22 protein-coding genes and 1 tRNA gene are annotated in these 23,809 nt (G+C 64.5%); 10 read left to right on the plus strand and 13 right to left on the minus strand.

Features of this window, described 5'->3' with window-relative positions; all coding sequences use genetic code 11:
• Positions 1-58: 58 nt before the first annotated feature.
• The gene (locus tag IE187_RS06665) at positions 59-463 is read left to right on the plus strand and encodes a hypothetical protein (protein WP_229839277.1); all 405 of its coding nucleotides are present in this window, start codon (positions 59-61) and stop codon (positions 461-463) included.
• Between the two features lie 164 nt (positions 464-627).
• Here the strand turns inward: IE187_RS06665 and IE187_RS06670 are convergent, their stop codons facing one another.
• From IE187_RS06670 to IE187_RS06695, 6 genes are all read right to left on the minus strand, one after another.
• Positions 628-2,622 (minus strand): ATP-binding protein, encoded by a 1,995-nt coding sequence (locus tag IE187_RS06670; protein ID WP_229839278.1) that lies wholly within the window; start codon positions 2,620-2,622, stop codon positions 628-630.
• A gap of 51 nt (positions 2,623-2,673) precedes the next feature.
• Positions 2,674-6,171, minus strand: coding sequence for a class I SAM-dependent DNA methyltransferase (locus IE187_RS06675; protein ID WP_189675610.1), 3,498 nt, complete (start codon positions 6,169-6,171; stop codon positions 2,674-2,676).
• Between the two features lie 57 nt (positions 6,172-6,228).
• Complete coding sequence (locus tag IE187_RS06680) at positions 6,229-7,350, minus strand: Fic family protein (protein WP_189675611.1); 1,122 nt, start codon at positions 7,348-7,350, stop codon at positions 6,229-6,231.
• A gap of 269 nt (positions 7,351-7,619) precedes the next feature.
• Positions 7,620-7,704, minus strand: a tRNA-Leu gene (locus tag IE187_RS06685).
• A gap of 60 nt (positions 7,705-7,764) precedes the next feature.
• Positions 7,765-9,051, minus strand: coding sequence for a site-specific integrase (locus tag IE187_RS06690; RefSeq protein WP_189675612.1), 1,287 nt, complete (start codon positions 9,049-9,051; stop codon positions 7,765-7,767).
• A gap of 53 nt (positions 9,052-9,104) precedes the next feature.
• Entirely contained in the window at positions 9,105-9,314 is a 210-nt protein-coding gene (locus IE187_RS06695) for a hypothetical protein (protein ID WP_189675613.1), read from the minus strand.
• 75 nt (positions 9,315-9,389) lie between these two features.
• Between IE187_RS06695 and IE187_RS06700 the strand changes: the two genes are divergently transcribed.
• Entirely contained in the window at positions 9,390-9,992 is a 603-nt protein-coding gene (locus IE187_RS06700) for a DUF4337 family protein (RefSeq protein ID WP_189675614.1), read from the plus strand.
• Here the strand turns inward: IE187_RS06700 and IE187_RS06705 are convergent.
• Positions 9,985-10,170 carry a hypothetical protein gene (locus tag IE187_RS06705; protein ID WP_189675615.1) on the minus strand — a complete coding sequence of 62 codons (186 nt, stop codon included), beginning with the start codon at positions 10,168-10,170 and terminating at the stop codon, positions 9,985-9,987. The genes IE187_RS06700 and IE187_RS06705 overlap by 8 nt on opposite strands.
• A gap of 21 nt (positions 10,171-10,191) precedes the next feature.
• Between IE187_RS06705 and cobO the strand changes: the two genes are divergently transcribed.
• Complete coding sequence (gene cobO / locus IE187_RS06710; protein ID WP_189675616.1) at positions 10,192-10,800, plus strand: cob(I)yrinic acid a,c-diamide adenosyltransferase; 609 nt, start codon at positions 10,192-10,194, stop codon at positions 10,798-10,800.
• 123 nt (positions 10,801-10,923) lie between these two features.
• Here the strand turns inward: cobO and IE187_RS06715 are convergent, their stop codons facing one another.
• Entirely contained in the window at positions 10,924-11,775 is an 852-nt protein-coding gene (locus tag IE187_RS06715) for an ABC transporter substrate-binding protein (RefSeq protein ID WP_189675617.1), read from the minus strand.
• A 99-nt stretch (positions 11,776-11,874) separates the two neighbouring features.
• Here IE187_RS06715 and IE187_RS06720 point away from each other — a divergent pair, with 99 nt between their 5' ends.
• Positions 11,875-12,882 (plus strand): FecCD family ABC transporter permease, encoded by a 1,008-nt coding sequence (locus IE187_RS06720; protein WP_189675618.1) that lies wholly within the window; start codon positions 11,875-11,877, stop codon positions 12,880-12,882.
• Entirely contained in the window at positions 12,876-13,670 is a 795-nt protein-coding gene (locus IE187_RS06725; RefSeq protein WP_189675619.1) for an ABC transporter ATP-binding protein, read from the plus strand. The genes IE187_RS06720 and IE187_RS06725 overlap by 7 nt, the downstream gene beginning before the upstream one ends.
• A 102-nt stretch (positions 13,671-13,772) precedes the next feature.
• Here IE187_RS06725 and IE187_RS06730 read toward each other — a convergent pair whose 3' ends face one another.
• Positions 13,773-14,783 (minus strand): fumarylacetoacetate hydrolase family protein, encoded by a 1,011-nt coding sequence (locus tag IE187_RS06730; RefSeq protein WP_189675620.1) that lies wholly within the window; start codon positions 14,781-14,783, stop codon positions 13,773-13,775.
• A gap of 161 nt (positions 14,784-14,944) precedes the next feature.
• Between IE187_RS06730 and IE187_RS06735 the strand changes: the two genes are divergently transcribed.
• The gene (locus IE187_RS06735) at positions 14,945-16,102 is read left to right on the plus strand and encodes an acyl-CoA dehydrogenase family protein (RefSeq protein ID WP_189675621.1); all 1,158 of its coding nucleotides are present in this window, start codon (positions 14,945-14,947) and stop codon (positions 16,100-16,102) included.
• A 12-nt stretch (positions 16,103-16,114) separates the two neighbouring features.
• On the opposite strand, the gene IE187_RS06740 is transcribed toward IE187_RS06735, so the two are convergent.
• From IE187_RS06740 to ubiA, 4 genes are all read right to left on the minus strand, one after another.
• Positions 16,115-16,558 (minus strand): c-type cytochrome, encoded by a 444-nt coding sequence (locus tag IE187_RS06740; RefSeq protein WP_189675622.1) that lies wholly within the window; start codon positions 16,556-16,558, stop codon positions 16,115-16,117.
• Positions 16,555-17,334, minus strand: coding sequence for a 3'(2'),5'-bisphosphate nucleotidase CysQ (locus IE187_RS06745; protein WP_189675623.1), 780 nt, complete (start codon positions 17,332-17,334; stop codon positions 16,555-16,557). The genes IE187_RS06740 and IE187_RS06745 overlap by 4 nt, the downstream gene beginning before the upstream one ends.
• Entirely contained in the window at positions 17,327-18,685 is a 1,359-nt protein-coding gene (locus IE187_RS06750) for a TldD/PmbA family protein (protein WP_189675624.1), read from the minus strand. The genes IE187_RS06745 and IE187_RS06750 overlap by 8 nt, the downstream gene beginning before the upstream one ends.
• 191 nt (positions 18,686-18,876) lie before the next feature.
• Positions 18,877-19,809 carry a 4-hydroxybenzoate octaprenyltransferase gene (ubiA, locus tag IE187_RS06755; RefSeq protein ID WP_189675625.1) on the minus strand — a complete coding sequence of 311 codons (933 nt, stop codon included), beginning with the start codon at positions 19,807-19,809 and terminating at the stop codon, positions 18,877-18,879.
• Positions 19,810-19,962: 153 nt separating this feature from the next.
• Between ubiA and IE187_RS06760 the strand changes: the two genes are divergently transcribed.
• The 4 genes from IE187_RS06760 to IE187_RS06775 all read left to right on the plus strand — a co-directional run bounded on the left by IE187_RS06760 (position 19,963) and on the right by IE187_RS06775 (position 23,777).
• Positions 19,963-20,118, plus strand: a complete 156-nt coding sequence (locus tag IE187_RS06760) for a hypothetical protein (RefSeq protein ID WP_165954434.1) — start codon at positions 19,963-19,965, stop codon at positions 20,116-20,118.
• A gap of 187 nt (positions 20,119-20,305) precedes the next feature.
• Positions 20,306-21,415: a helix-turn-helix transcriptional regulator gene (locus IE187_RS06765; RefSeq protein ID WP_229839279.1), complete on the plus strand. Its 1,110-nt coding sequence runs from the start codon at positions 20,306-20,308 to the stop codon at positions 21,413-21,415.
• Positions 21,416-21,612: 197 nt separating this feature from the next.
• On the plus strand, positions 21,613-22,353 hold the full coding sequence (locus tag IE187_RS06770; protein WP_189675627.1) for a 16S rRNA (uracil(1498)-N(3))-methyltransferase: 741 nt from the start codon (positions 21,613-21,615) through the stop codon (positions 22,351-22,353).
• Positions 22,354-22,403: 50 nt separating this feature from the next.
• Complete coding sequence (locus tag IE187_RS06775; protein WP_189675628.1) at positions 22,404-23,777, plus strand: glutamate--cysteine ligase; 1,374 nt, start codon at positions 22,404-22,406, stop codon at positions 23,775-23,777.
• Positions 23,778-23,809 lie beyond the last annotated feature (32 nt).

Below are 23,809 nucleotides of genomic sequence, written 5' to 3' on the forward strand. Positions count from 1 at the left end.
CTCGCAGCGGCATGAAACCGGCGGACGCCCCACTTAGCAATCGCGTCGAGCTGTTCAAATGAACCGAGCCACCTCTGAAATGCCTCCGGCGCTTGTCGAAATCGAGAAGTTGCGTGACGTGCCCTATTCGGAAATCAAGGCGCTCCGGGCCTATCATGACGGCCACTCGCCATTTGAAACGAAGCACGGTGTGAAGGGCGCGGAGTTCGAGAACGTCCTGGTCGTCGTCGGGCGCGGGTGGAATCGCTATAATTTTGGCGAGATGCTTGAGCTGGCTGGCGCGGCCGCGATCCCCGCAGCGAAACAGGATGCCTTCGAGCGAAACCGCAACCTGTTCTACGTCGTATGTTCGCGTCCCAAGAAGCGGCTTGCGGTGCTATTTACCCAGACATTATCGCCAGCCGCCCTCGACACACTCAAACATTGGTTCGGTGCGGATAAGATCGAGCCGCTCACATTCTGATTTCTATAAGGCCGATGGGCTGAGATCATCCGATCATCAAGCATGGCTATGAACCTGAATGAACGGAAACCGCTCTAGGAAGCCGTTCAACGCCGGAAACTGTCAAGCGAGCTCGTGCAGCCGGGAACGCGTAATAGAGCGCGGTACGGCTTGCCCGCAGGCGATCAATCTGGACTAAAGTAACTCTTGCCTGAAATCCCGGCACGATCAAAAAATGCCTGATTACGCGCCCGCGCGTCGCCCAAAAGCGCATCCCATCCAATCAACTCTATCGAACCGCGGAATCCGCTCTGTGGCTGGTAGAGGCGGCCCCTGCCATCTGCCGTGTGCTGCCAAGAATATGTCCACTCGTCGAGTTTGCCGACAATATCTGCAACAATGAAACAATGGAAAACCGTGCGATCATCGAGTTTGATAGGTCGTCCTTTTACGTCACTCAACCCTCCGCCCTGCAACTTGCGGACATAGCGTTCGACTTGTGATTGCGGGTTTTCGTTGTCAGCGTAGTTGGTCCGACCGGGTCTTTTGAACTCAACCAAAAGGACTTTCGACGGCTCCTCGGTTTGCCGTAAACCGTGGACATAATCGAAAATCAGCACGTCGGGCCGCTCGTCGCTTTCGATAGCCTGCGACAACGTAGAAAACTCGACGTCCGAGCTGAAATACTGCGCGAAGGTAAGCCGTTCGTCGATGATCCAGAGATCGTGAGACGATGCCGATTCAACCTTTTTGGAGCCATCCTCAATCGTGTTCACGCGCAGCGGACAAATGAACGAATGGAGGATGTCTTCACGCTGATACGAGCTGTCCCGCGTATCGTCCCGGACTTTTTCCAAGAGTATCTCGATGAAATCGAGAACAACTTTCCGGCGCACGATATACTCTGCGAGACTGCGCTGTTCGGCGTCTTCGATCGCCTTGCCGGCGTCCGTTATGGCGGCGGCGAACGTGGCGGCATCCGCCTCGCCGCCCCTCAATCGGCTGAGAACAGACTTGATTTTTTCGGCCTGCCGCTGATCTCGCCGAAACCGCTCGCGGGCAAGATGCCCATAGATGGCGTCCTCCTTCAGTTCGCCGGACGGGATCTTGGCCTGAAGCTCCTCGGTATCGCCGAAGGCAACCGACGGATAGCTCTCGGTGATCTGTTCGATCTTCTCGCGCTGCTCGCCGCCGAGCTTTTCAAGGGGCGCTTTCAGAAACTCCTCGATGTGCGTGGTGCAAACGTCATTGATGATGCGGTCCAAGACGACATCTTCAAACATGAACGCCGTCCGCTCTTGGTTCACATTCTTGTCCAGGTATTCGCCGGTCAAAATCGCATGAAACACTCGGTCGCCGTCATCGCCAAAATATTTCAAGCCGAGCTTGCCGTCGATGCTTTGCGATTGGACTGTGCGGTCATGGGCAATAAAGTGGACGAAATGATGCCCTTTGAGGTCGGCGCTGGCCACCTTGTCGCATTCCATCAACGTCAGGAGCAACAGGCCATAATCATCGGTTTTTAGCCGAATATCCGCAACTTTGCGATGAACAATATTGTCGATCTCGGCTGGATAGTGACGGGTCTCGTCACCCACATAAACCGAAATTTGGGGGCATCTTTTGCCGATGAATGTGGGCAGAAAATGCGAAGTCAGATGCTGAAAAACGAAGCTGTCGCGGCCCGGAAAATTCGACAGATAGCCATTATCCCGCAACCCATCGAAGCGAACGAAGAATGACGGGCTATCGGTAGATCCGACCGGTTCGACTTTCTCGTTCTGAATCTGATTATCTTGCTTCAGCACGAAATCGAATGAGCGGCGCTCCATCCCGCTCTTGGCTTTGAACGTGCTGACCACGCTGATTTTCTGAAAGCAATCCAGCCATAGAAGCCGACCGACGCCCTTTCCCCCAATCGAAATTTTGTTGTCTGTGTCGGTTTCGGTGAAGGCATCCCAATTCTTCTCATCCAGGCCAAGGCCATTGTCTTCCACCGTCGCCCACACCTGATCCTTGTTGCGATTGGTGTTCACGGTGACGTGGATTTTCCCATCATGGCCGACGGTCTCCGGGAACCGGTTCTGCACGGAATGGATGGCGTTGCTGATAGCCTCAAAGAGCGGCTGCATTGCCGCAGTCACGTTCTTCGGCTTTGGCAGCCGGTCGATGCGCTTCACAATGTTGGGCCTGAGCGACGTCATGTGCGGACTTTCTCTCGCATTCTGATTTTATACCGCAAAGCGCCCGTCAGCCAGCTTCCGCGCCTGACCAATTGCCGCCAGGGCATCGAGAACCGGTGCCACCCCCTTCGCATTGGTGCCTTTAATGGCGCGGGCGATTTGGCTGGGATGCTGGGGTGTCTGCGATGCGGCGAGAATTGCGGCGACCGTGCTGACTTGCTCGGCGAGCGTTTTTGGCCAGGGAATGACGGTTGCGGGCGCGGCGGCCGGAGCGTCGCCAAGGTCGAGCGTTGCGTTGACCTGCGGGGCAGTCGCTCCTGGCGCCTGGAATTCTGGACGAAGCCAGCGGATCAGGCCCTTGGCCTCTTCAGCGGCGCGGGCCTGGTTGAGCGCGACTAGGCGGGAGAGTATGTCTTCGTCGCTAAGGTCGGCGGGCCAGCCATAGGCTTCGGCGACGGCGCTATCGATGGCATCATGATGCTGGCGAATGAGCGTAACCAGCCCACGATCATGAATGTCGCGTTCCTTGTCGTTCAGCGGGCGACCCGCCTTAAGCGCCTCCAATACATTGTAGAGGCCGGTCAGGGTGAGGTCGGCGTGATCGGCTAGGACTCTCTTGCGCAGCGCATCGAGCGATTCGGCCTCGTCGCGGACGCGAGCTTTGAACGGTTCGGGCACGTCTGCTGGGAAAGGGAATGGATCGAAACAGGTCGTGTTGTTGTAAACCGGATCGTTTCCTACGCCCTGCCTGCCGCCCGTGGCATCAGCCCATGCCACATGAACTCGGCTTGTGAGAATGCCCAAGATGTAAGCGTCGTCAGAGGCCACGACGCGAATTTTCTGGTCCGGTAAAATGCTCTCAGGCAGGAAGGTAAACCAACGATGCTTCGACGTTTCGGTCGTAGCAACATAACGCCCAAGTGCGCTTAAGGCCGCTCGCATTTCCGGTCGAGGCTTGGCAAAACGCCACCATTCCTTCGCATACTGCTGCGAGTCAGCGGTATCGCCGGATCGCGCGGCACGAGACTCTTTGAGCCGATTCCAAACAAACTGAAACAGTACTGGTGACGCGGCTTTGGCTTGCGCCTCGTCGGAGACGTTATAATCGATTATTAGTCCGGCAGGCTTGTTATCAGTCAGCTCGTTCCCAACGAGATACTCGCGCACAACCTTAGCCACCTCCTGTCGGGCAAGGCCAAGCTGGTTCAAATCGTCTTCGGTCAGCCGGAAGCCAAGACCGGATGGGATCACACCCATGAATGACATATTCGAATTCGATTTGAGCGGCGTGGCACTCGCAACATCAGCTCCGAGTTTCAAGTTTGCATGTACGGTGCCAATTGCCTCCGTCAAATCTACTTTGGCCAATCCGTCGGCACCGCGCACTTCGGATGTGACTACTGCCAATCGGCCTTGCGACTTGGTTCTAGCCGCGACAGTGATCGCCATTCTAACCTGCGCATCAGTCTCCTCATCTCGCCACGGATGATCAGGGATCGCGTAAACAAGACTAATTGGCTTTTTAGCACCCAGCCACTTCACAATTACGGTCCTGTTTGTAATCTGCTTGATGCTGTTTGTGCTGATGAGACCGAACGATCGAGATATGCCAGCGCTAGTGAGTTCGGCGGCGCGCTCCCACCAATACATCACAATATCGACACTCTTGGGGACCTTGGGCCAAGCCGCTCGAACGGCTTGGCAATATAGGTCACCTAGACGCTTACGCATCCTTTTGTTGCCTATGAATGGCGGGTTTCCGACGATGAAATCGGCCTTGGGCCACTTGGCGGCTCGCGGTCTGATGTATCGATAAACTTCCACTCTCGCCGACTCATCGGGCACTTTCTTACCCGTCACCGAATGGACCTTCATCGTTTCGCCATCCCACCGGGTGAGCGGCTTTCCCTGCTCGTCACGTTCCAGCACTTTCGAATCATAGTCGATCAGCGCATCGCGATTTTCGATGGTTTTCACATCGCGCAGCACCGGTTCGGGCGGCACCTTGCCCTCACCGTTCACCCGAAAATGCCATTGTAGATAGCCGATCCATAGCACGAGCTGAGCAATCGCCGCGGCGCGTGGATTGATCTCGATCCCCAGGAAATTCTCGGGCGTGATGGTGTGGCCGCTCAGTTCCGCTACCGACTGTTTTTCGCCCTCAGGTTCGAGTTCGGCGAGCCGCCCAATCACTTCGCCTTCCAGCTCCTTCATCCGCGCGAGCGCGACATAGAGGAAATTGCCGGTGCCGCAGGCGGGATCGAGCACCCTGGTCTGCGCAAGCTGGGCATGGAATTTCTCGATCACGCCGTGCGCTTCGTCCGCCTTGCCCGCCTCGATCAACTGGCCGGCGGCGGCCTGCACCCCGGCCCAATCGGCACGCAGCGGCTCCATGATCGTCGGCATCACCAACCGCTCGACATAGGCGCGCGGCGTGTAATGCGCGCCGAGCTTGGCGCGCTCCTTGCCGTCCAGCGCGCGCTCCAGCAGCGTGCCGAAGATCGCGGGTTCAACATGGTTCCACTTGTGCTTCGACGCCTCGATCAACAGGCCGATCTCGTCGGCGTTCAGCGCAATCGCGGTGGTATCCTTGAACAGGTAGCCGTTGAAGCGCAGCACCGTCTCGCCCGCTTCGCCCAGCACCCCGGCCAGGCCGCCTTTATCCATCGCCTGCCACAGCGACGACAAATTGGGCGCGAAATTCTCCGGGCGTTTCTGCATCCGGGTCAGGAAATCAGTGAAGCTGCCTTCGGGGATGAGCCGGACGTCCTCCGCAAACATCGTGAACAGGCAGCGCATCAGGAAATCAGCGACGCGGGTCGGGTTCTGTTCGCGCGTTTCGAGGCGCTTGGACAGTTCCGCCAGATGCCCGGCAATCTCGCGGGTGACGCGCGCCGCTTCCTTTGATGGGTCAAGACTGAGCGGGTCGGTCCAGATCGACGCTAGCCGGGCACGGACATCCTCGTCCTGCAAATCGTCCAGCGCGATGCGGAAGCGCGCAGCATCGGGGAATTGCGTGTATTGTTTCCCCGTCCCGCTGAAATCTGCGTAGACATCGACGCAGTGACCGACATCGGTGACGAGCAGGAAAGGCGGCCAGCCGTGATCGATGGGCAATGCCTTGGCATAGCGCTCAGCTTGACCTCGCGCTTCGACCATCGCCTTTGACCAGGTCGGCGTGCCGCGTCTGGCCGTGCCGCGCTTGAAGCGGACGGCGGCGGTCTGGCCGAAAATGTCGAGATCGGCCTCTCCCTGTTCGGCAGCCTTGCGGTCAGCATCGCTGCCTTGCTTGGCTTCAAGGACGAAGCAATGCCGCTTGTAGGCGTCGATCCGACCAAAGCTTTCGGTGCCATCGGCCTCCTTCTGGAAGACGCGGCGCTCGAACACATAGTCATTGTGGGTGTCATCAGTGCGGCTGCCCTTCGGCGGATCGACACCGATCAGGCCGCAAAGGCCGTTGACGAAACTTTGCGTATTCGCGAGCTCGGAGCCGCCGGTCAGCGCCCACTCGGAAATGAAGGATTGGATATGATCGTTATCTGACACGGGGCATATCTAGCCGTCGAACGACATTACTCGCAATCGACAAACAGGGTGTTCGTTTCACTTGGAATCAACACCCTCGGCAACAGAAAGACGATAACGCGCATAACGCCGCTCGCCGGAGCGGATCACCGCCCCTTTCTCGACAAGATCGGCCAAGTCGCGCGTCGTAGTGGCAAGGCTAGCATCGGTTATCGTCCGATAATTTTCGGCGCTCAAACCGCCCGCAAAACCATCCGGTCCTTCGCGGAACATGCGGAGCAAGGCTTTTTCCTGCCGTTCGTTGATCTCGCCGCGCAAGCGATCGAGCAGGCGCGTTTTGTCGACCAGGAAGCGGATGCGAGTAATCGTTCGTGCCTGCGCCTCAATGACAATATCGGCAAACCACGTCAGCCAAGCATCGATGTCGTTGCTCTGGCTGCCAAGCTGGAGCGCGGCGTAATATGCTTTGCGGTGGCGATGGATAGTTTCCGCGAGTGCCGTCAACGTCGGGGCAGCGAGATTTTGGGCTAATGCCTTTTCAGCAATCGCCCGCCCTATCCGACCATTGCCGTCTTCAAAGGGATGGATGCTCTCGAACCACAGGTGCGAGATTGCGGCACGGGTGATGGCAGGAAGTGGGTTTGGTGACGACGGCACGCTGTCGTTGAACCACGCAATGAACCGAGCCATTTCCATCGGGACGGTATCAGACGGAGGCGCCTCGAAATGCACACGCGGCGCGTGAAGCGCGCCTGAGACAATCTGCATAGCGTCTTCATGAGTCCGGTAACGCCCCACATCGGCGATGTCGCGGCGACCGTTCATCAGCATCGCATGCCAGGCGAACAGAGTTCCGTCATCAAGCGGCGCGGCATGGTTGCGATAAACATCGGCCATAAGTTCGGCGGCCCCGGCCTCCGCCGCGCTTGCGCGGCGCTGGTCGGCGGCAAAGCCCAGATGCCGCGCGAGCGACGACTGGACGCTGGCGCGGTCGAGGATCTCGCCTTCAATGGCAGAACTATCGACAACCTCCTGCGAGATGAGCTCGATGGTCAGGCCATCGCGCTCATCGGAGGCGAGGTGGTGTAGCGCGCCAATGACGACACCGGAGCCTTTCAGGAATTGCTCTTCGGACGCGCGGATGCGATCCGCATCGAAGCGGAATTCAGGCCAGTCGGGAAGCTGCCAATTCCAGCGCATGATCGATAGGACGCCCTTCTATCGATCATGATATAGGCTAATTATGATTGATAAAGCGATAGCCAATCACTCAGGTGACCCGGATTGACGCTTCGCGACGTCGATTTGTGGCGATGGCTGCATCCCGGATGGTCTGCCAAGTGCCAGCATGACAACATCCTTCGGTTGTCATTTCGCGCAGCGGAACGCGGGCCGTCCAGCCCAAAGCGCTCCGCTGATGCAGGTTCCTGCCCACGTGCGGTGGGCTTTGCGGAACCTGCAAAATTGGATGGTGCGGGCGGTGGGAATCGAACCCACACTCCTCTCGGAACTGGATTTTGAATCCAGCGCGTCTACCAGTTCCACCACGCCCGCGACGCAGTTGCCTATAGCGCAGCCAAGTTTTGGCGCAACGCCAAAGGCGAGCACCGCGCGTCACGTCGCGGGTTTCGTGACCTTTCTGCGAGCGGCGATCGGTTTCGGCTTGGCTTTGCGAACATTGACCGCCGACGCGTCGATGTTGTTTTTCAGATGTCGTCCGTAAAATTTCTCGATCATCTCGACGCTTGTGCGGCAGTTTTTGGCGACCTGGTAAATGTCTGCGCCTTCGAGCAAGCGCAGGCAGATATAAGTGTGCCGGAGGCTGTAGCAGGTCCGGATATGGTCATCGCGATCGAATTTCAGATTGAGCTCCTCGAGCACGGTGTTCATCAGCTCGCGCGGCGTCTTCCCAAATATGACATCGGTCGGCTTTAGCTGCTTGCGCTTTCGGACCCGCTCGAACGGCAGGATCGCCCCCGGCATCGACTTGCAGAATCCAACCCCGCGCTTGCCGCGTACCTCAATTTCCAGGATGCGCTCGCCGGTCGATTCATCCTGCACGATTTTGACGTCGCGCATCTGAAGACGAGCAGACTCGTCGGGTCGTAACCCGGTATTGCCCATAAAGAGCACATAATCGTGGAAGGTTTCGCAGACCTCGCGCCAGCGCTCCTTCGGTGGGTTCTTCGCCCGCTCGCGCGTCGCCTCATAGAGTATTTTGTATTCCTCCGGCGAGAACCACGCGCGGTGTTCGACCTTGCCCGACGTCTTGTAGGGTGCCGACATGTCGGGAAGCGCGTCGATCCAGCCCTTGCGATTGGCTGTCTTCAGCACTTGGCGCAGCGTTACCACCTCGCCGTGCAACGTCGCACGGGCGGGCTTCTTCGGCTTGCCAGTTTTGGGGTCGAGCCGCGACGTCTGCCGATGAACACGATATTCCTGAACCGTGCCCGCGTTGATGTCGCCAAGAGCAAACTTGCCGAAGAACGGCAGGAGGTGAACGCGGACGTGATCCGACTTCTGTTTCACATATTCGGCATTGCGCTCACCAAGCGTGATGACCTCGAATTCGCTAGTGAACGCATTGGCGGCATCGCCGAAGGTAGGACCAGTGGGCGTTCGCCGACGCCGACCATCGGTCGACGCGCCGGGACCCGCGACGAGGAGCTGGACAGGGTTGTCCAGCAAAGGAGCGCCACCGCGTCGGCGTTGGCGATCCTCGACGCACCGCTCCATGTACCAGTCGCGGGCGAAGTCCTTGGCGGCCGCAAGATTGACCTCTTTGGTTGTCTGTCTATGATTCAGACTGCCAAGGTAAGTCGAGCATTGCCAGTAGCGGCTGTTCTCACGTCGATAGACGTGAAGCGCTCCATCCATCAAAACATGGGTCTCAACCGGCATATCAAAGAACCCAAACTGTGTAAGACATGTGTAAGGGTTTTTGGGCTGATCGCCTAACGATAAATTGTTGATTTTCCGATGTTTTTTGGACGGTTTGTTAGGCTAAACGCCATTTTGAGTCCCGCGCGTCTACCAATTTCACCACGCCCGCTTGGCCGATCGAGGCGGTGCACCCGCACCCGTTCGGCGAAGCGCAGGCCTATAAGCGACGTGTTCGGCGATTTCCAGCGCGATTGTTGCAGAATGTCGGCGCGCTCGATCATGACAGCGAATTCACGCGGGTCGCGCGGCGCATTGCTCGTAGAAGGCACGGCTTCGCTCTCACCCGGAACCGTCTCATGGTCGAAGCTGTCGACGCAAAAGAACTGATCGACGACGCCATCGAGCGCGCCGAGGCCGAACGCGACGCGGGCGAGCGGGTCGAGCGCGCCGCAGAACGCACCTTCCGCGACCACGTGTCGCTGATGGTCGGCGGGTTTGCGGTCAGCTTGGCGGTGATCCACATGGCGGCGGCGGGCAGCGCGCGCGAAAGCCTGTTGAAGGGCATCGAGGCGTCGGACACCTTCGCCTATATGCAAGCCAAAATCGTGCGCGAGACGGTGCTCAAGACCGCCGCGCACGGCGGCGGTGGCGCTCCCGCCGATCGGCGCGACTGGGCCGCCGAGGCCGCTCGCCTTCGGGCGCCCGACGCAGCGGGCCACGGCATCGGCCAACTCCAGGCCAAGGGCGATGCCTTGCGCGCGGAAGGCGCGCATGCCGCGCGCGCCGGCGAAGGCTATGAACTCGGCGAGACCGCACTCCAGCTCGCGATCGTCCTGCTGTCGATCGCGCTGATCGCGCGCTCGCGCCCGATCGTGTTCGGGGCGGCCTGCCTCGCGGCGATCGGCGTGGCGACGGCGATCGCGACAGCGTTCGGCGTCACCTTGCCGTGGGTCACCTAGCCGCCCGGATGAAATCCGCGTCACGAAGCGCCCGGAAGGCTTTGGCGGCGGCGGCGAGGAGAATGTCGTGATCAACAATTGCGGCGATGACGACGACGATCGCGGCAGCTGGTGAACGCAACGGCGCGCACGCTTTGGCTTTGGCGTCGCGCGCCGCGATGCGGTACCCGATCCGCATCTCATCCCCCGGAGCACCCTGATGGCCGAACGGACCGACGCAGAGCACAATGCCAAGATGGCGCGCATCAAGGTCGCGCGCGACAAGCTCGTCGAAAGCAAGACGCAGGAAAAGGGCCTGCTGATCGTCCACACCGGCAACGGCAAGGGCAAGACCTCGGCGGCGCTCGGCATGGTGGTCCGCGCGATCGGCCACGGGATGAAGGTCGGCGTCATCCAGTTCGTCAAGGGCGCGTGGGAGACGGGCGAGAAATCGGTGTTCGACCGCTTCCCCGACCTGATCGAGTTCAAGCCGATGGGCGAAGGCTTCACCTGGGACACGCAGGACCGCGCGCGCGACATCGCGGTCGCGCGCGAAGGCTGGGACGAGGTCAAGCGGATGATCGCCGACCCGTCCTATGCGATGGTGGTGGCGGACGAGCTCAACATCATCCTGCGCTACGACTATCTCCCGGTCGAGGAAGTGCTCGAAGTGCTCGCGGCGAAGCCCGCCGACACGCACGTCGTCGTCACCGGCCGCAACGCGCCCCAAGCGCTGATCGACATGGCCGATCTCGTCACCGAGATGACGCTGGTGAAGCACCCCTTCCGCGAGCAGGGCGTGAAGGCGCAAAAGGGAATCGAGTTCTAGGAGCTCCCCCCACGTCACCCCGGCCCTGTGCCGGGGCCCACCGTGCCGCGATAGCTGCGGGAACAGGCTTGGCCTCCCGGTGAACCCCGGGACTAACCCGGGGTGACAAGGCGCGGCGCAGCGTCAGCGCCGCCGCGCCGCTGCCCGGTCCACCGCCCGCACCTGCGCGGCAAGCGACGCGACCGCATCGGCAAACGCCGGGCTGCCGCACACGGTTTGCGCCTGCTCGATATACAGATGCCGTGCCGCCGGCACCGCGGTATCGAGCAAGGGATGATGCAACGCCGCCGTCCCGCGATCGGCAACCGCGCGCGTGCCCGTCTCGAGGATCAGGAAATCGGGCCGCGCGAGCGCCATCTCCTCGAGCGACAGCTGCGACAGCGCCGGCCGCCCGAGCCGCCTCGCCAGATTGACCAGCCCGACACGGCGGAACATCTCGTCGACGAGCGTCCCCGTCCCCGTGAGATACCCCTGCCGCTGATAATAAGCGGCGACGCGCCGCCGCCCCGGCGGCGGCCCGACCGCCGCGAGCGCGCGCCGCATCCGCGCGATCATCCGCGTGCCGCGCTCGGGATGGCCGACCGCCGCCGCAAGCGTGGTGATCGACGCCTCGATCGCCGCCACCCCCTCGCCGCGCGGCAGCTCGAGCAGCGTCAGCCCCTGCGCCTTGAGCGGCGCGAGCACCGCGCGCGTCTGGAACGGCGCACCGATCACCAGATCGGGCCGCAGCGCCATCACTTCCTCCGCGCTGCGATGCGTGAACGGCAGGTCGCGCGCTTGCCGGGCGATTGCCGAAAGCTCGGGATCGCGCGCCCATTCGGTCAGCGCGACGATCTGGCCCCGATCCGCCAACCCGACGAGCAATTGGTCGGCGCACAGATTGAGCGAGACGATCCGCCGTGGCACCGGTGCGGGACGCGCCGCGCCCAGCAGCACGAAGCTCGTCAGCGCCAGCACGATCCGAGAGCTCCGCACGTTCGATTTCCTTCGCTTTCGCTCGCCGCCCGGCTACGGCTGGGACGAGGCGCCCCGACCATGCGCGACGGGCCCGACCGATCCTGAGCGAGGTCTGCCGTGCCGAACCTTCTGCCCGCGCGCAATGCCGTGTGGCTTCTCCCGCTGCTGCTGGCGCTCGCGATCGTCGCGGGGATCGCCTCGCTGCTCGTCGGGCCGGCGCAGCTGTCGCTCGCCGCGCTGTGGGCCGCGCTGACCGGCCACGGCGATCCGATCGTCCGCGCGATCCTGTTCCAGCTCCGCTTGCCTCGCGCCTTGCTCGGGCTGCTGGTCGGCGCGATGCTCGGCATGGGGGGCGCGTCGATGCAGGGCTATCTGCGCAATCCGCTCGCCGATCCGGGGGTGCTCGGCGTGTCGGGTGTCGCGGCACTCGGCGCGGTGATCGCGATCTACTGGCAATTGGCGACCGCGCATCCGTTCGTGCTGCCGCTGCTCGCGATCACCGGCGCCTTGCTGTCGCTGCTCCCACTGATGTGGCTGTCGCGGCGCGGCGAAAGCACGCTGAGCCTGATCCTCGCAGGTGTCGCGGTCGCGACCGTGTCGGACGCGGGGATCAACCTCGCGCTCAACCTCGCGCCCAATCCGTTCGCGGCGATGGAGATCACCACCTGGCTGCTCGGCAGTCTCGAGGATCGCAGCTTCGGCGATGTCTGGATCGCGCTGCCGTGCGTCGTGATCGGCATGACGCTGCTCTTATGGGACGGGCGCGCGCTCGACGCGCTGTCGCTCGGCGAGGATGCGGCGCGCACGCTCGGCGTCGATCTCGCGCGTGTCCGGCTGCGGCTGATGCTCGGCATCGCGATCGGGATCGGCGGCGTCGTGGCGATCGCCGGGAGCATCGGCTTCGTCGGGCTGATCGTCCCGCACCTCGTCCGCCCGCGTACCGATCGCAGCCCGTCGGCGATCCTCATCCCCTCGGCGCTCGCCGGCGCGGCGCTGCTGACGCTCGCCGATCTCGGCACGCGACTCGTTCCGACGTCGGCGCCGCTCAAGCTCGGCGTGCTGACCGCGTTCCTCGGCGTGCCGGTGTTTCTCCATTATCTGCTGCGGGAGCGCCGCTTGTGGTGACGATCGCGACCCAGGCGCTGTCGGTCGAGCTCGGCGGACGCCGCGTACTCGACGCGGTCGACGTAACGCTCGAGCACGGCGCGCTGATCGGCGTGATCGGCCCCAACGGCGCGGGCAAATCGACGCTGGCGCGCGCGCTGCTCGGGCTGCTGCCGCCCGCGGCGGGGCGCGTGACGATCGACGGCACCGACGTAGCGACGCTCGGCAGCGCCGAGATCGCGCGCCACATCGCCTATCTGCCGCAAGCCTATGCGCTGCACTGGCCGCTCAGCGTGGCACGGCTCGTCGGGCTCGGGCGGTTGCCGCATCTCGGGCCCTTCTCGCGAATTAGTGCGCTCGATCAGGCCGCGATCGACGCCGCTTTGCGCGATACCGGCACCGCGCATCTCGCCGACCGCACCGCGACCGATCTGTCGGGCGGCGAGCGCGCGCGCGTCATGCTCGCGCGCGCACTTGCGACGGGCGCGCCGGCGCTGATCGCCGACGAGCCGCTCACCGCGCTCGATCCGGGACATCAGCTCGACGTGATGGCGCTGCTCCGCGCTCAGGCCCGCGGTGGCGCGCTGATCGTCGTGGTGCTGCACGATCTGTCGATCGCGGCGCGTTTCTGCGATCGCTTGCTGCTGCTGGACCGTGGGCGGCTCGTCGCCGACGGAACGCCCGATGCCGTGCTGACCGACGCAGCGCTCGCGAGCGTCTACGGCATTACGGCATGGCGGGGGACGACCGGGGAGCAACCGCTGCTGCTCCCGTATGAGCGGATCGAAACGCCGACCCGCGCGCACTGATCTCGCGCAGCCTTTGCCAGGACGCCGCCCCTGCCCGTTCGGGCTGAGCCCGTCGAAGCCCCCCTCGCCGACGCGCACGGAGGGGGGCAGACACCTTGCGCTTTACGCTGCGCCGCCGACCGTCTGCTCGATCACCCCGAAGATCGGATGATGCTTGTCGTCCTCGGCCCAGATCCGCACCGTGTCGCCGGCCTTGAGGAACCCCGTGCTCGGCGCGCCGCCAACGATCGTCTCGACCGTGCGCAGCTCGGCCAGGCACGCATAGCCGACGCCGCCCGCGCTGATCGCCTTGCCCGGCCCGCCATCGGCGTCGCGGTTCGACACGGTGCCCGACCCGACGATCGTCCCCGCCCCCAGAGCGCGCGTCTTGGCGGCGTGGGCGATCAGCGTGCCGAAATCGAAGGTCATGTCCGCCCCCGCCGCGACGCGCCCGAACGGCGCGCCATTGAGATCGACCATCAGCGTGCGGTGGAGCTTGCCCTCCTGCCACCAGTCGCCGAGCGAATCGGGCGTGACGAACACCGGCGAGAAGGCGCTCGCCGGCTTCGACTGGAAGAACCCGAAACCCTTGGCGAGCTCGCCCGGAATGAGGTTGCGCAAAGAGACGTCGTTGGTCAGTCCTACCAGCCGCACTGCCTCCAGCGCCTCTTCGCGGCTCGCGCCCTGCGCGACGTCGCCGGTGACGACGACGACTTCGCCCTCGAAGTCGCAGCCCCAGCTTTCGTCGGCGAGCGGGATCGCGTCGCGCGGCCCGAGGAACCCGTCCGACCCGCCCTGGTACATCAGCGGATCGTGCCAGAAGGTCTCGGGCATCTCGGCACCACGCGCCTGCCGCACCAGCGCGACGTGGTTCACATAGGCCGAGCCATCGGCCCATTGATACGCGCGCGGCAACGGCGCCGCCGCCTTGTGTTCGTGGAAGCGCTGCATCGGGATCGTCTCATGCTCGAGGTCGATCGCGAGGTTCTGCAGATCGGGCAGCACGCGGTCCCAATCGTCGAGCGCCGCCTGCAGCGTCGGCGCGATGTGGCCGGCATCGGCGTACCAGGCGAGATCGTTCGATACGACGACGAGCTTGCCGTCACGCCCGGATTTGAGGCTGGCCAGTTTCACATGCGCTCTCCTACAATTTCGCCGACCATAGCCCCCTTCGTCATTCCCGCGAAAGCGGGAATCCCGCTTTCGTGCGGATGACGCCAGGGATTGACGCTCGCGTAAAGACACCGCACACCGTCAAAAAACGCGTTGCAACGTGAAACCTAGGAGAGTCCGAAATGTCCTCGCTCGACACCGTCGCCGGCCGCTTTGCCTATACCGAGGATCATGAGGCGTTCCGCCAGACCGTCCGCCAATTCCTCCAGAAGGAAGGTGTGCCGCACGTCACGCAGTGGGAGGAGGACCGCCTCGTCCCCAAGGATTTCTGGCGCAAGGCGGGCGAGATCGGCATGCTCTGCCCGACCGCGCCCGAGGCGTATGGCGGGCTCGGGCTCGATTTCGGCTACAATGCGATCGTCGACGAGGAGATGGCGTATAACGGCGTCCCCGCGGGCTTTTCGCTCCAGTCGGACATCGTCGCTGGCTATATCGAGAACTATGGCTCCGAAGAGCAGAAGGCGCAGTGGCTCCCCAAGATGGTGTCGGGCGACGTGATCACCGCGATCGCGATGACCGAGCCGGGTACCGGGTCCGATCTTCAGGCGATCCGCACGACAGCGAAGAAGGACGGCAACCACTACGTCATCAACGGCTCGAAGACCTACATCACCAACGGCCAGAACACCGATTTGACGCTCGTCGTCGCCAAGACCGATCCCGACGCCAAGCCCGCCTGGAAGGGCATGTCGATCATCCTCGTCGAAAGTGACCGGGCAGGCTTCAGCAAGGGCCGCAAGCTCGACAAGATCGGGCAGGAAGCCGCCGACACCTCGGAGCTGTTCTTCGAAGACGTCCGCGTGCCGATGACAAATTGCCTCGGCGAAGAGGGCAAGGGCTTCATCTATCTGATGAGCCAGCTGCCGCAGGAACGCTTGTCGATCGCGGTGTCGGTGCAGGCATCGGCGCAAAAGGCGTTCGACGAGACGGTCGAATTCACCAAGACGCGCAAAGCCTTTGCCGGCATGGTGTTCGATTTCCAGAACACGCGCTTCGTGCTCGCCGATCTCAAGGCCAAGCTACAGGTCGGCTGGGCGCATCTCGACTGGGCGATCGCGCGGCATTTGAAGGGCGAGCTCACCAACGAGGAAGGCGCCGCGGCCAAGCTGTGGCACACCGACCTGCAATGGGAAGTGATGGACGCCTGCCTCCAGCTCCACGGCGGCGCGGGCTATATGAACGAATATCCGATCGCGCGCGCGTGGCGCGCGGCGCGCGTCACGCGGATCTTCGGCGGCACCAACGAGATCATGAAGGAGCTGATCGGGCGCTCGCTGTAACGGGCGCCACCATCAGTGCTGCGTCTGCAGATAGGCGATCACGTCGGCGCGATCGAGCGGATCGGCCAGCCCGGCAAACCCCATCGCGGTGCCGGGCACCAGCCGCTTGGGGTTGGTGAGCCAGGCATCCATCCGCTCGGGCGTCCAGCGCCCGCCGAACGCTTGCAGCGCGCCGGTATAGGGAAAGCGCGGCCGGCGGTTGGCGACTTCGGCGCCCATCACCCCGAACAGGTTCGGCCCGCTCCGGTCGGCGGCGTCGCGGCCGATCGAATGGCACGCACTGCACTGCCCGAACACCGTCTCGCCCGCCGACGCGCTCGCGACGCGCAACAGCGCCGCGGGCGAAGGTGAAGGCCCGGCGGAGCGACGGCGCGCTTCCTTGTCGTCGCCCGACGAACAGGCGGTCAGCACGAGCGCGACGGCACCTACCAACAGCGCCGGGCCAAACCGCCTCACGCCGACAACCTCCGCGCGCGATCGCGCAACCGCGTGACCGCGGCGGCGTGGATGCCGGGGGTCGTCGCAAGCACGCCGAACGCCTGCGCACTCGGCGTGTTGAAGACGAGCGGCGCGCCGAACGCGTCGGTTACGCTGGCGCCCGCTTCGGCGGCGATCAGTGCCGCCGCCGCGATGTCCCATTCATAGCCCCAGCGCAGGGTGGCCACGAGATCGGCCTCGTCCGCCGCGACCATCGCGATCCGCAAGGCGATCGAATTGGGCTTGGCGACCACGACCAGATCGCTGTCCACCTTGGGCAAACCGTCGGTCGGGACGCGCGACCCGATGAACTCGCGCCGGTCACCAACGCGGATCGGCGCCCCATTGCGTGTCGCTCCCTGGCCCAAGGCCGCGCGGAAAATATCGCCGCGCGCGGGCGCATCGAGCACGCCGATTGTCACGCGGCCCTGCTCGACCAAGGCAACCGACACCGCCCAGCCATCGCGCCCGCGGATATAGTCGCGCGTGCCGTCGATCGGATCGACCACCCACACCCGCCCGCAGGCCAGCCGGTCGGCATTGTCGGCGGTCTCCTCGGACAGCCATCCCGCATCGGGCAACAGCGCCGAGAGCCGCGCATGGAGCAGCGTGTTGACGTCGAGATCGACCTGGCTGACCGGATCGTTGGGCGCCTTTTCCCAGCGATGGAAATCGGTCCGCCAATGCCGCAGCGCGAGCGCGCCCGCCTCGGCCGCGACCGCCGCCACCGCATCGGCGAGTTTTGCGTCAGCCACTCGCCACCGTCATCCCATCGATCCGGATCGTCGGGACGTTGATCCCGTAGCGGAATTCGAGGTCGTTTGCTGGCGTCAGCTCGCGGAACATGTCCTTCAAATTGCCCGCGATCGTGAATTCCGCGACCGGCCCGGTGACGACGCCATTCTCGATCCGGAAACCCGCCGCACCGCGGCTATAGTCGCCCGTCACGCCGTTGACGCCCATCCCGATCAGCTCGGTGACGAGCACGCCGCTCACGATATCCTCGATCAGCGTCTCAGGCGGAAGGTCGCCCGCCGCCATATGGAGATTGCTCGTCGACACGCCCGGCGCCCCGCCGACACCGCGCGCGGCGTGCCCCGTCGGCTCGAGCCCCAATTGCCGCGCCGATGCGCTGTCGAGCAGCCAATTCTCGAGCATCCCCGCCTCGATGATCGCCATCGGCGACACCGGCAGCCCCTCGCCATCGAACGGCCGCGAGCGCAGCCCGTGCGGCAGATGCGGATCGTCGAGCACGGTGACGCCGCTCGAAAACACTTGCGTGCCGAGCGCATCGAGCAGGAAGCTCGTCTTGCGCGTGATCGCCTGGCCCGCAATCGCGCCGATCAGATGCCCGAGCAAGCTCGACCCGACGCGCGGATCGAACACCACGCTCATCGGACCGCTCGCGAGCCGCCCGGGATTGACGCGCGCGACCGCACGGTTGCCCGCGCGCGTGCCGATCTCGGTCGGGTCCTCGAGCGCGCGGCGGTGGCGCTTCGAGCTATAGGCGTAATCGCGCACCATCGCGCCGCCCTCGCCGGCGAGCACGCTCGCCGACAGCCCATAGCCGGTCGTGGCATAGGCCGCGGCGAAACCGTGGCTGGTGGCAAGCGCCCAGATCGAGCGCGCCGCGCTCGCCGATCCGCCTTCGCTGTTGGTGACGCCGGGGACCGCACGCGCGGCATCCTCCGCCGCTTGGGCCGCATCGCGCAACGCGGTCGGCGAGGCTTCCTCGCCGCCGTGCGCGAGATCGTCGAGATCGAGCAGCGGCGGCGCTCCGTGCATCAGCCGGTCGGCGGGGGCGAGCCCGGCCCAGGCGTCCTCGGGCGCCTCGCGCGCCATCGCCACCGCGCGCTCGACCAGCGCGGCGAGCGCATCGACCGACAGGTCCGAGGTCGAGACGCTCGCCGAGCGCTTGCCGACGAACACGCGCAGGCCGAGCTCGGCGCTTTCCGATCGCCCGACATCCTCGAGCGCACCAAGCCGGACGGCCACATCGAGCGAGGTATCGGCGGCATAGACCGCATCGGCCGCGTCGGCGCCCGCTGCCTTGGCACGAGTGACGATATCGGCGGCGCGATCGCGGGCTTGGTCTGGGGTCAGCATAGCTGCGGACTTAGGTGCGGGCGGCCACGCGTGCAACCTTCGCTGCTCCCCTCCCCTTCAGGGGAGGGGCTGGGGGTGGGGCAGCGCCGGAGCGGGCTCGATGCCCGCTCCGGCGCTTCGGACCGGGCGAAGCCTCCGCGGCACGACCCCACCCCCGTCATCCCCGCGAAAGCGAGGGTGACTGACGTAGGTCAATACGGCCACGGCGTCCCGACGACGACGCACGCCAGAAACACCAGCAGCCCGGCAAACCGGTTCGAGCGAAACCGCCGCAACGCCCCCGCGCCATCGTCGGGCGCCAGCGTCGCCACCTGCCACACGAAATGCCCCGCCACCGGCAGCAACGCGACGAGCGCCAGCGCATCGGGCCGCAACACCCAGATCGCCGCCGCCCACAGCACCAGCGCCGCCGCATAGAACAGCCCGACGCCCAGCCGCACCCGCCGCCCCATCCGCAGCGCCGACGATCGCACGCCGATCAGCGCATCGTCCTCACGGTCCTGCAGCGCATAGATCGTGTCATAGCCGACCACCCAGCAGATCGACCCGGCATAGAGCAGCAGCCCCGGCGCGCTCAGTGCGCCCGTGACCTCGCTCCACCCCACCAGCGCCGCCCACGAAAAGACCAGCCCGAGCCAGATCTGCGGCCACCAGGTGATCCGCTTCATGAAGGGATAGGCGGCGACGGGCGCAAGGCTCGCCACCGCAACCACCGCTGCAGAGAGGCTGAGCTGCAGCAAGACGACCAGCCCGATCAAGCTGAGCAGCACCAGCCACACCCACGCCGCCTTGAGCGACACCGCCCCGCTCGCCAGCGGACGGCTGCGCGTGCGCGCGACTTGCCGGTCGAGATCGCGGTCGACGATATCGTTGAACACGCACCCCGCCCCGCGCATCGCGATGCTGCCGAGCAACAGCCAGAGGATCAGTTCCCAGCGCGTCACCGCGCCGCCTGCGAGCGCCACACCCCACGCCCCCGGCCAGAACAACAGCCACCACCCGATCGGCCGGTCGAACCGCGCGAGCAGCGCGAACGGCCGCGCGGCGGCAGGGAGCAGCCCGACGAGGCCGCGATGCTCGGTATCGGGGGTGAGGTCGGCGGGGAGGCGATCAGCGGAGGTCATGGCACCCGCTCATACGCGCGCGGAAAGATTGCGGAAACGCTGTTGTGCGAAGGCTCGGTCCGCATACCGCGAGGGACAGCCGCCTCGACTTCGCCATGGTCGGCCGCGATACTGCGCCATCCCACTCCCGGACCGGACAAACAGGCGGACAGCATGGTACATCTCTCCGTCGCGATCGGACGGTTCTTCGAAGCCTTGCTCTGGGCACTCGCGCGCGGCATCGGCGTGATGGCCGGCTGGGCGATCCTGGCGGCGCTGACGCTCGGCGTGGTGGCGCTCGGCGTGCGCGCGGTGTGGCGTCGGCGGTAATCTCGGGCGAGACGTACTGGCCGCATGGGGCGTTTAGGCGACAAACAGCTTTTGCGCACACCCATTTAGAATGCGAACCTTCTAGGCTGCAAATTGAGGCTGATCTGCCTAAGATTGCTGGGATAAGGGGATAGGGTACCAGACAGCGGCTGTTGGTATTGCCTCTTAAAACGCTACGTTGGCCGGCATGAGGATAGATGCGATAGACGACAGCACGCGGGCAGCGATCCTGCGCCTGACAATGGCCGAGAGGGAATGCCTAAAACGCTGTCTGAACCATCAGACGGCGAAGCAAATGGCGATCGATCTTGGTATCTCTCCTCACGCTGTGGAGAAGCGGTTGAAGATGGCCCGCGCCAAGCTCGGCCTGTCCTCGTCGCTCGAAGCTGCGAAGCTCGTAGCGTCATTAGAGCAGTACGGTCGGCTGGGACCCGACTCGTCGGAGCTTCCGCCGGGGGATGTCGGGCCAGATGAAGGCGGCTCCGATGCCACCCCAGGAAACGCGACAGCGTGGATGCGGCGGCACCTCACATATGTCGTCTCGGGAGCAGTTCTCATGAGCTTTTTCGCAGCAGCAGCAGCCTTAATGTTTTGGGCGCAGTCGTCCGGTGCCATTGCTGGGCAGGCAGGCCCGTCAACTGGAGTTCCGATAGCAGCGCGCGCAGAACCCAATTCGGTGCAGGCTGCCGACACCGAGGCTGCTTTGAGGCGCCTGGTCGCGGGGCTGGCGAGCGGCGCTCCCGACTATGAAAAGCTCTCACCGCACTTCGCCGAGGTCGTCCGTGGCGATCTGCCCATGACCCATCCGATGTTCAAATCGCTCGGTGCGCTGAAGTCGGTAACGTTTCGCGAGCGTGGCCCGCAGGGCGACGACGCTTACGATCTGGTGTTCGCAAACGGCGCAGTGCTCATGTCGGCGGCGCTCGACGCCGACGGCAGGATGGTCGGGGGCCTTCTCCAACCGATTGGCAAAGGCCCCGCCAACACGGTGCAGAATCCTGGTACCGAGGCCGCGGTCCGGCGCCTCGTCGCCGGTCTGGCGAGAGGCGCCCCCGACTATGACAAGCTCGCTCCCCGGTTCGCCGACCTCGTACGCGGGGATCTCCCCATGACGCATCCCATGTTCAAATCGCTCGGCGCGCTGAAGTCGGTGACGTTTCGCGAGCGGGGCCCGCGGGGCGACGACGCCTACGATCTGGTATTCGCCAACGGTGCGGTGTTGATGTCGGCGGCACTCGACGCCGACGGCAGGATGACCGGGGGCATTCTTAGACCCGCGAGACCGCCCGAGCGGTAACGGTGGAGCGAGGTTTGCTGTTCTACCTTCAGCAGCCCTGCTCTCTTAGATCTTCAAGCCTGCGCGACTGCATTGCCGCAAAAACGGAATCGATCGCTGATGTAGACACCCGTCTTCGGGTCAATCGAGCCAAGCGCCACCCCACGCGCCCGGCAATCCCTCTAGCAAACCACCCCCCGACCCCCTACCACGCCGCCATGCCCGCTACCCCCGCCTGGCCCCCGCAATCGACCCCGCGCCTGTTCGTCGAGACCCCGCTGGGCGTAGGCCCGCTGCGCATCGACGGGCCGCAGGCGCATTATCTCGGCGCCGTGATGCGGATGAAGCCCGGCGATCCGGTCAAGCTGTTCGACGGCCATTCGGGCGAATGGCTCGGCGTCGCGGCGAGCGTCGCCAAGCGCGAGCTGATGCTCGACGTCACCGCGCAGCTCCGCGAGCCCGAGAGCGTGCCCGATTTGTGGCTCTGCGCGGCGCTGATCAAGAAAGGCCGGATCGACTGGGTCGCCGAGAAGGCGTGCGAGCTCGGCGTCGCGCGGCTCATCCCCGTGCTGACGCGGCGCACCGTGGTCGACCGTCTGAACGGCGAGCGCTTGCGTGCGCACATGATCGAGGCGGCCGAGCAATGCGGGCGCACCGCGGTGCCAGAGCTCGCCGAGCCGGTGAAGCTCACCGCCTTGCTGCGCGATTGGCCGCAGGGCCGCGCGCTGTTCTTCGCCGACGAGACCGGCGGCGCGCCTGCGCTCGAGGCGATGCGCGGCGCACCCGCCTCGGCCGCGATCCTGATCGGACCCGAGGGCGGCTTCGACGAGGACGAGCGCGCGGCGATCCGCGCGGTGCCGGGCGCGGTTGCGATCGGGCTCGGTCCGCGGATCCTGCGCGCCGACACCGCTGCGGCGGCGGCGGTCGCGATCTGGATGGCATCCCGAGGGGATTGGTAGTCATTCGAAACCTGCTGGCGGGCGGGCCATCGCAGCGCTAAGGCGCGAGCATGACAACGCGCCCAGACACCATCAAACGCTCGCCCTTGATCGAATCGCGCGACCAGCTCGTCGCTAGCTTCGCGCGCGGCGAAAAGCCCGCCGACCGTTGGCGCATCGGCACCGAGCATGAGAAGTTCGTCTATGCCGACAGCGACCATCACGCGCCGAGCTACACCGAACAGGGCGGCATCCGCGACCTGCTGAAGGCGCTCGAAGAATTCGGCTGGGCGCCGGTCACCGAAGGCGGCAACGTCATCGCGATGACGGGCAGCGACGGCTCGATCAGCCTCGAACCCGCCGGCCAGTTCGAGCTGTCGGGCGCGCCGCTCGAAAACCTCCACCAGACCTGCGCCGAAACGGGGCGGCATCTCGAACAGGTCAAGGCGATCGGCGAGAAGTTCGGGATCGGCTTCCTCGGCCTGGGCATGTGGCCCGACAAGACGCGCGCCGAGCTGCCGATCATGCCCAAGGGGCGCTATGCGATCATGCTGCGCCACATGCCGCGCGTCGGCTCGATGGGGCTCGACATGATGCTGCGCACCTGCACGATCCAGGTGAACCTCGATTACGCGTCCGAAGCCGATATGGTGCAGAAGCTCCGCGTCGGCCTCGCGCTCCAGCCGCTCGCGACGGCGCTCTTCGCCAACTCGCCCTTCACCGAGGGCAAGCCCAACGGCATGCTGTCGTATCGCAGCCACATCTGGTCGGACACCGATCCGGCGCGCACCGGCATGCTGCCGTTCGTGTTCGAGGACGGCTTCGGCTATGATCGCTACACCGACTATGCGCTCGATGTGCCGATGTACTTCGTCTACCGCGACGGGAAATATATCGACGCCGCGGGCCTGTCGTTCCGCGACTTCCTGAAGGGCGAGCTGTCGGTGCTCCCGGGCGAAAAGCCGACCCTCGACGACTGGACCGACCATCTCTCGACCGCCTTCCCCGAGGTGCGGCTCAAGACCTTCCTCGAGATGCGCGGCGCCGATGGCGGGCCGTGGAACAAGATCTGCGCGCTGCCGGCGCTGTGGGTCGGGCTGCTCTACGATCAGGGTGCGCTCGATGCGGCGTGGGATCTGGTCAAGGACTGGACGATCGACGAGCGCCAGGCGCTGCGCGATGCGGTACCCAAGATGGGGCTCGATGCGCCGGTGGCTGGCGGGCGCACGCTGCGCGACATTGCGGGCCAGGTCGTCGACATTTCGAGCGCGGGCCTGAGCGCGCGCGCGCGGCTCGACGCGGGCGGCAGCAACGAGACGGGCTTCCTCGATCCGCTGCGCGAGATCGTCCGCAGCGGCAAGGTGCCGGCGCAGGTGCTGCTCGACAAATATCACGGCGTCTGGGGCGGCGACATCTCGAAGGTCTACGACGAGCTGCGGTTCTGATCTTGCGTCGCCCCGGCGGAGGCCGGGGCCGC

The organism is Sphingomonas glacialis (genome assembly GCF_014653575.1).
In the GTDB taxonomy this organism is placed as follows: domain Bacteria; phylum Pseudomonadota; class Alphaproteobacteria; order Sphingomonadales; family Sphingomonadaceae; genus Sphingomonas; species Sphingomonas glacialis.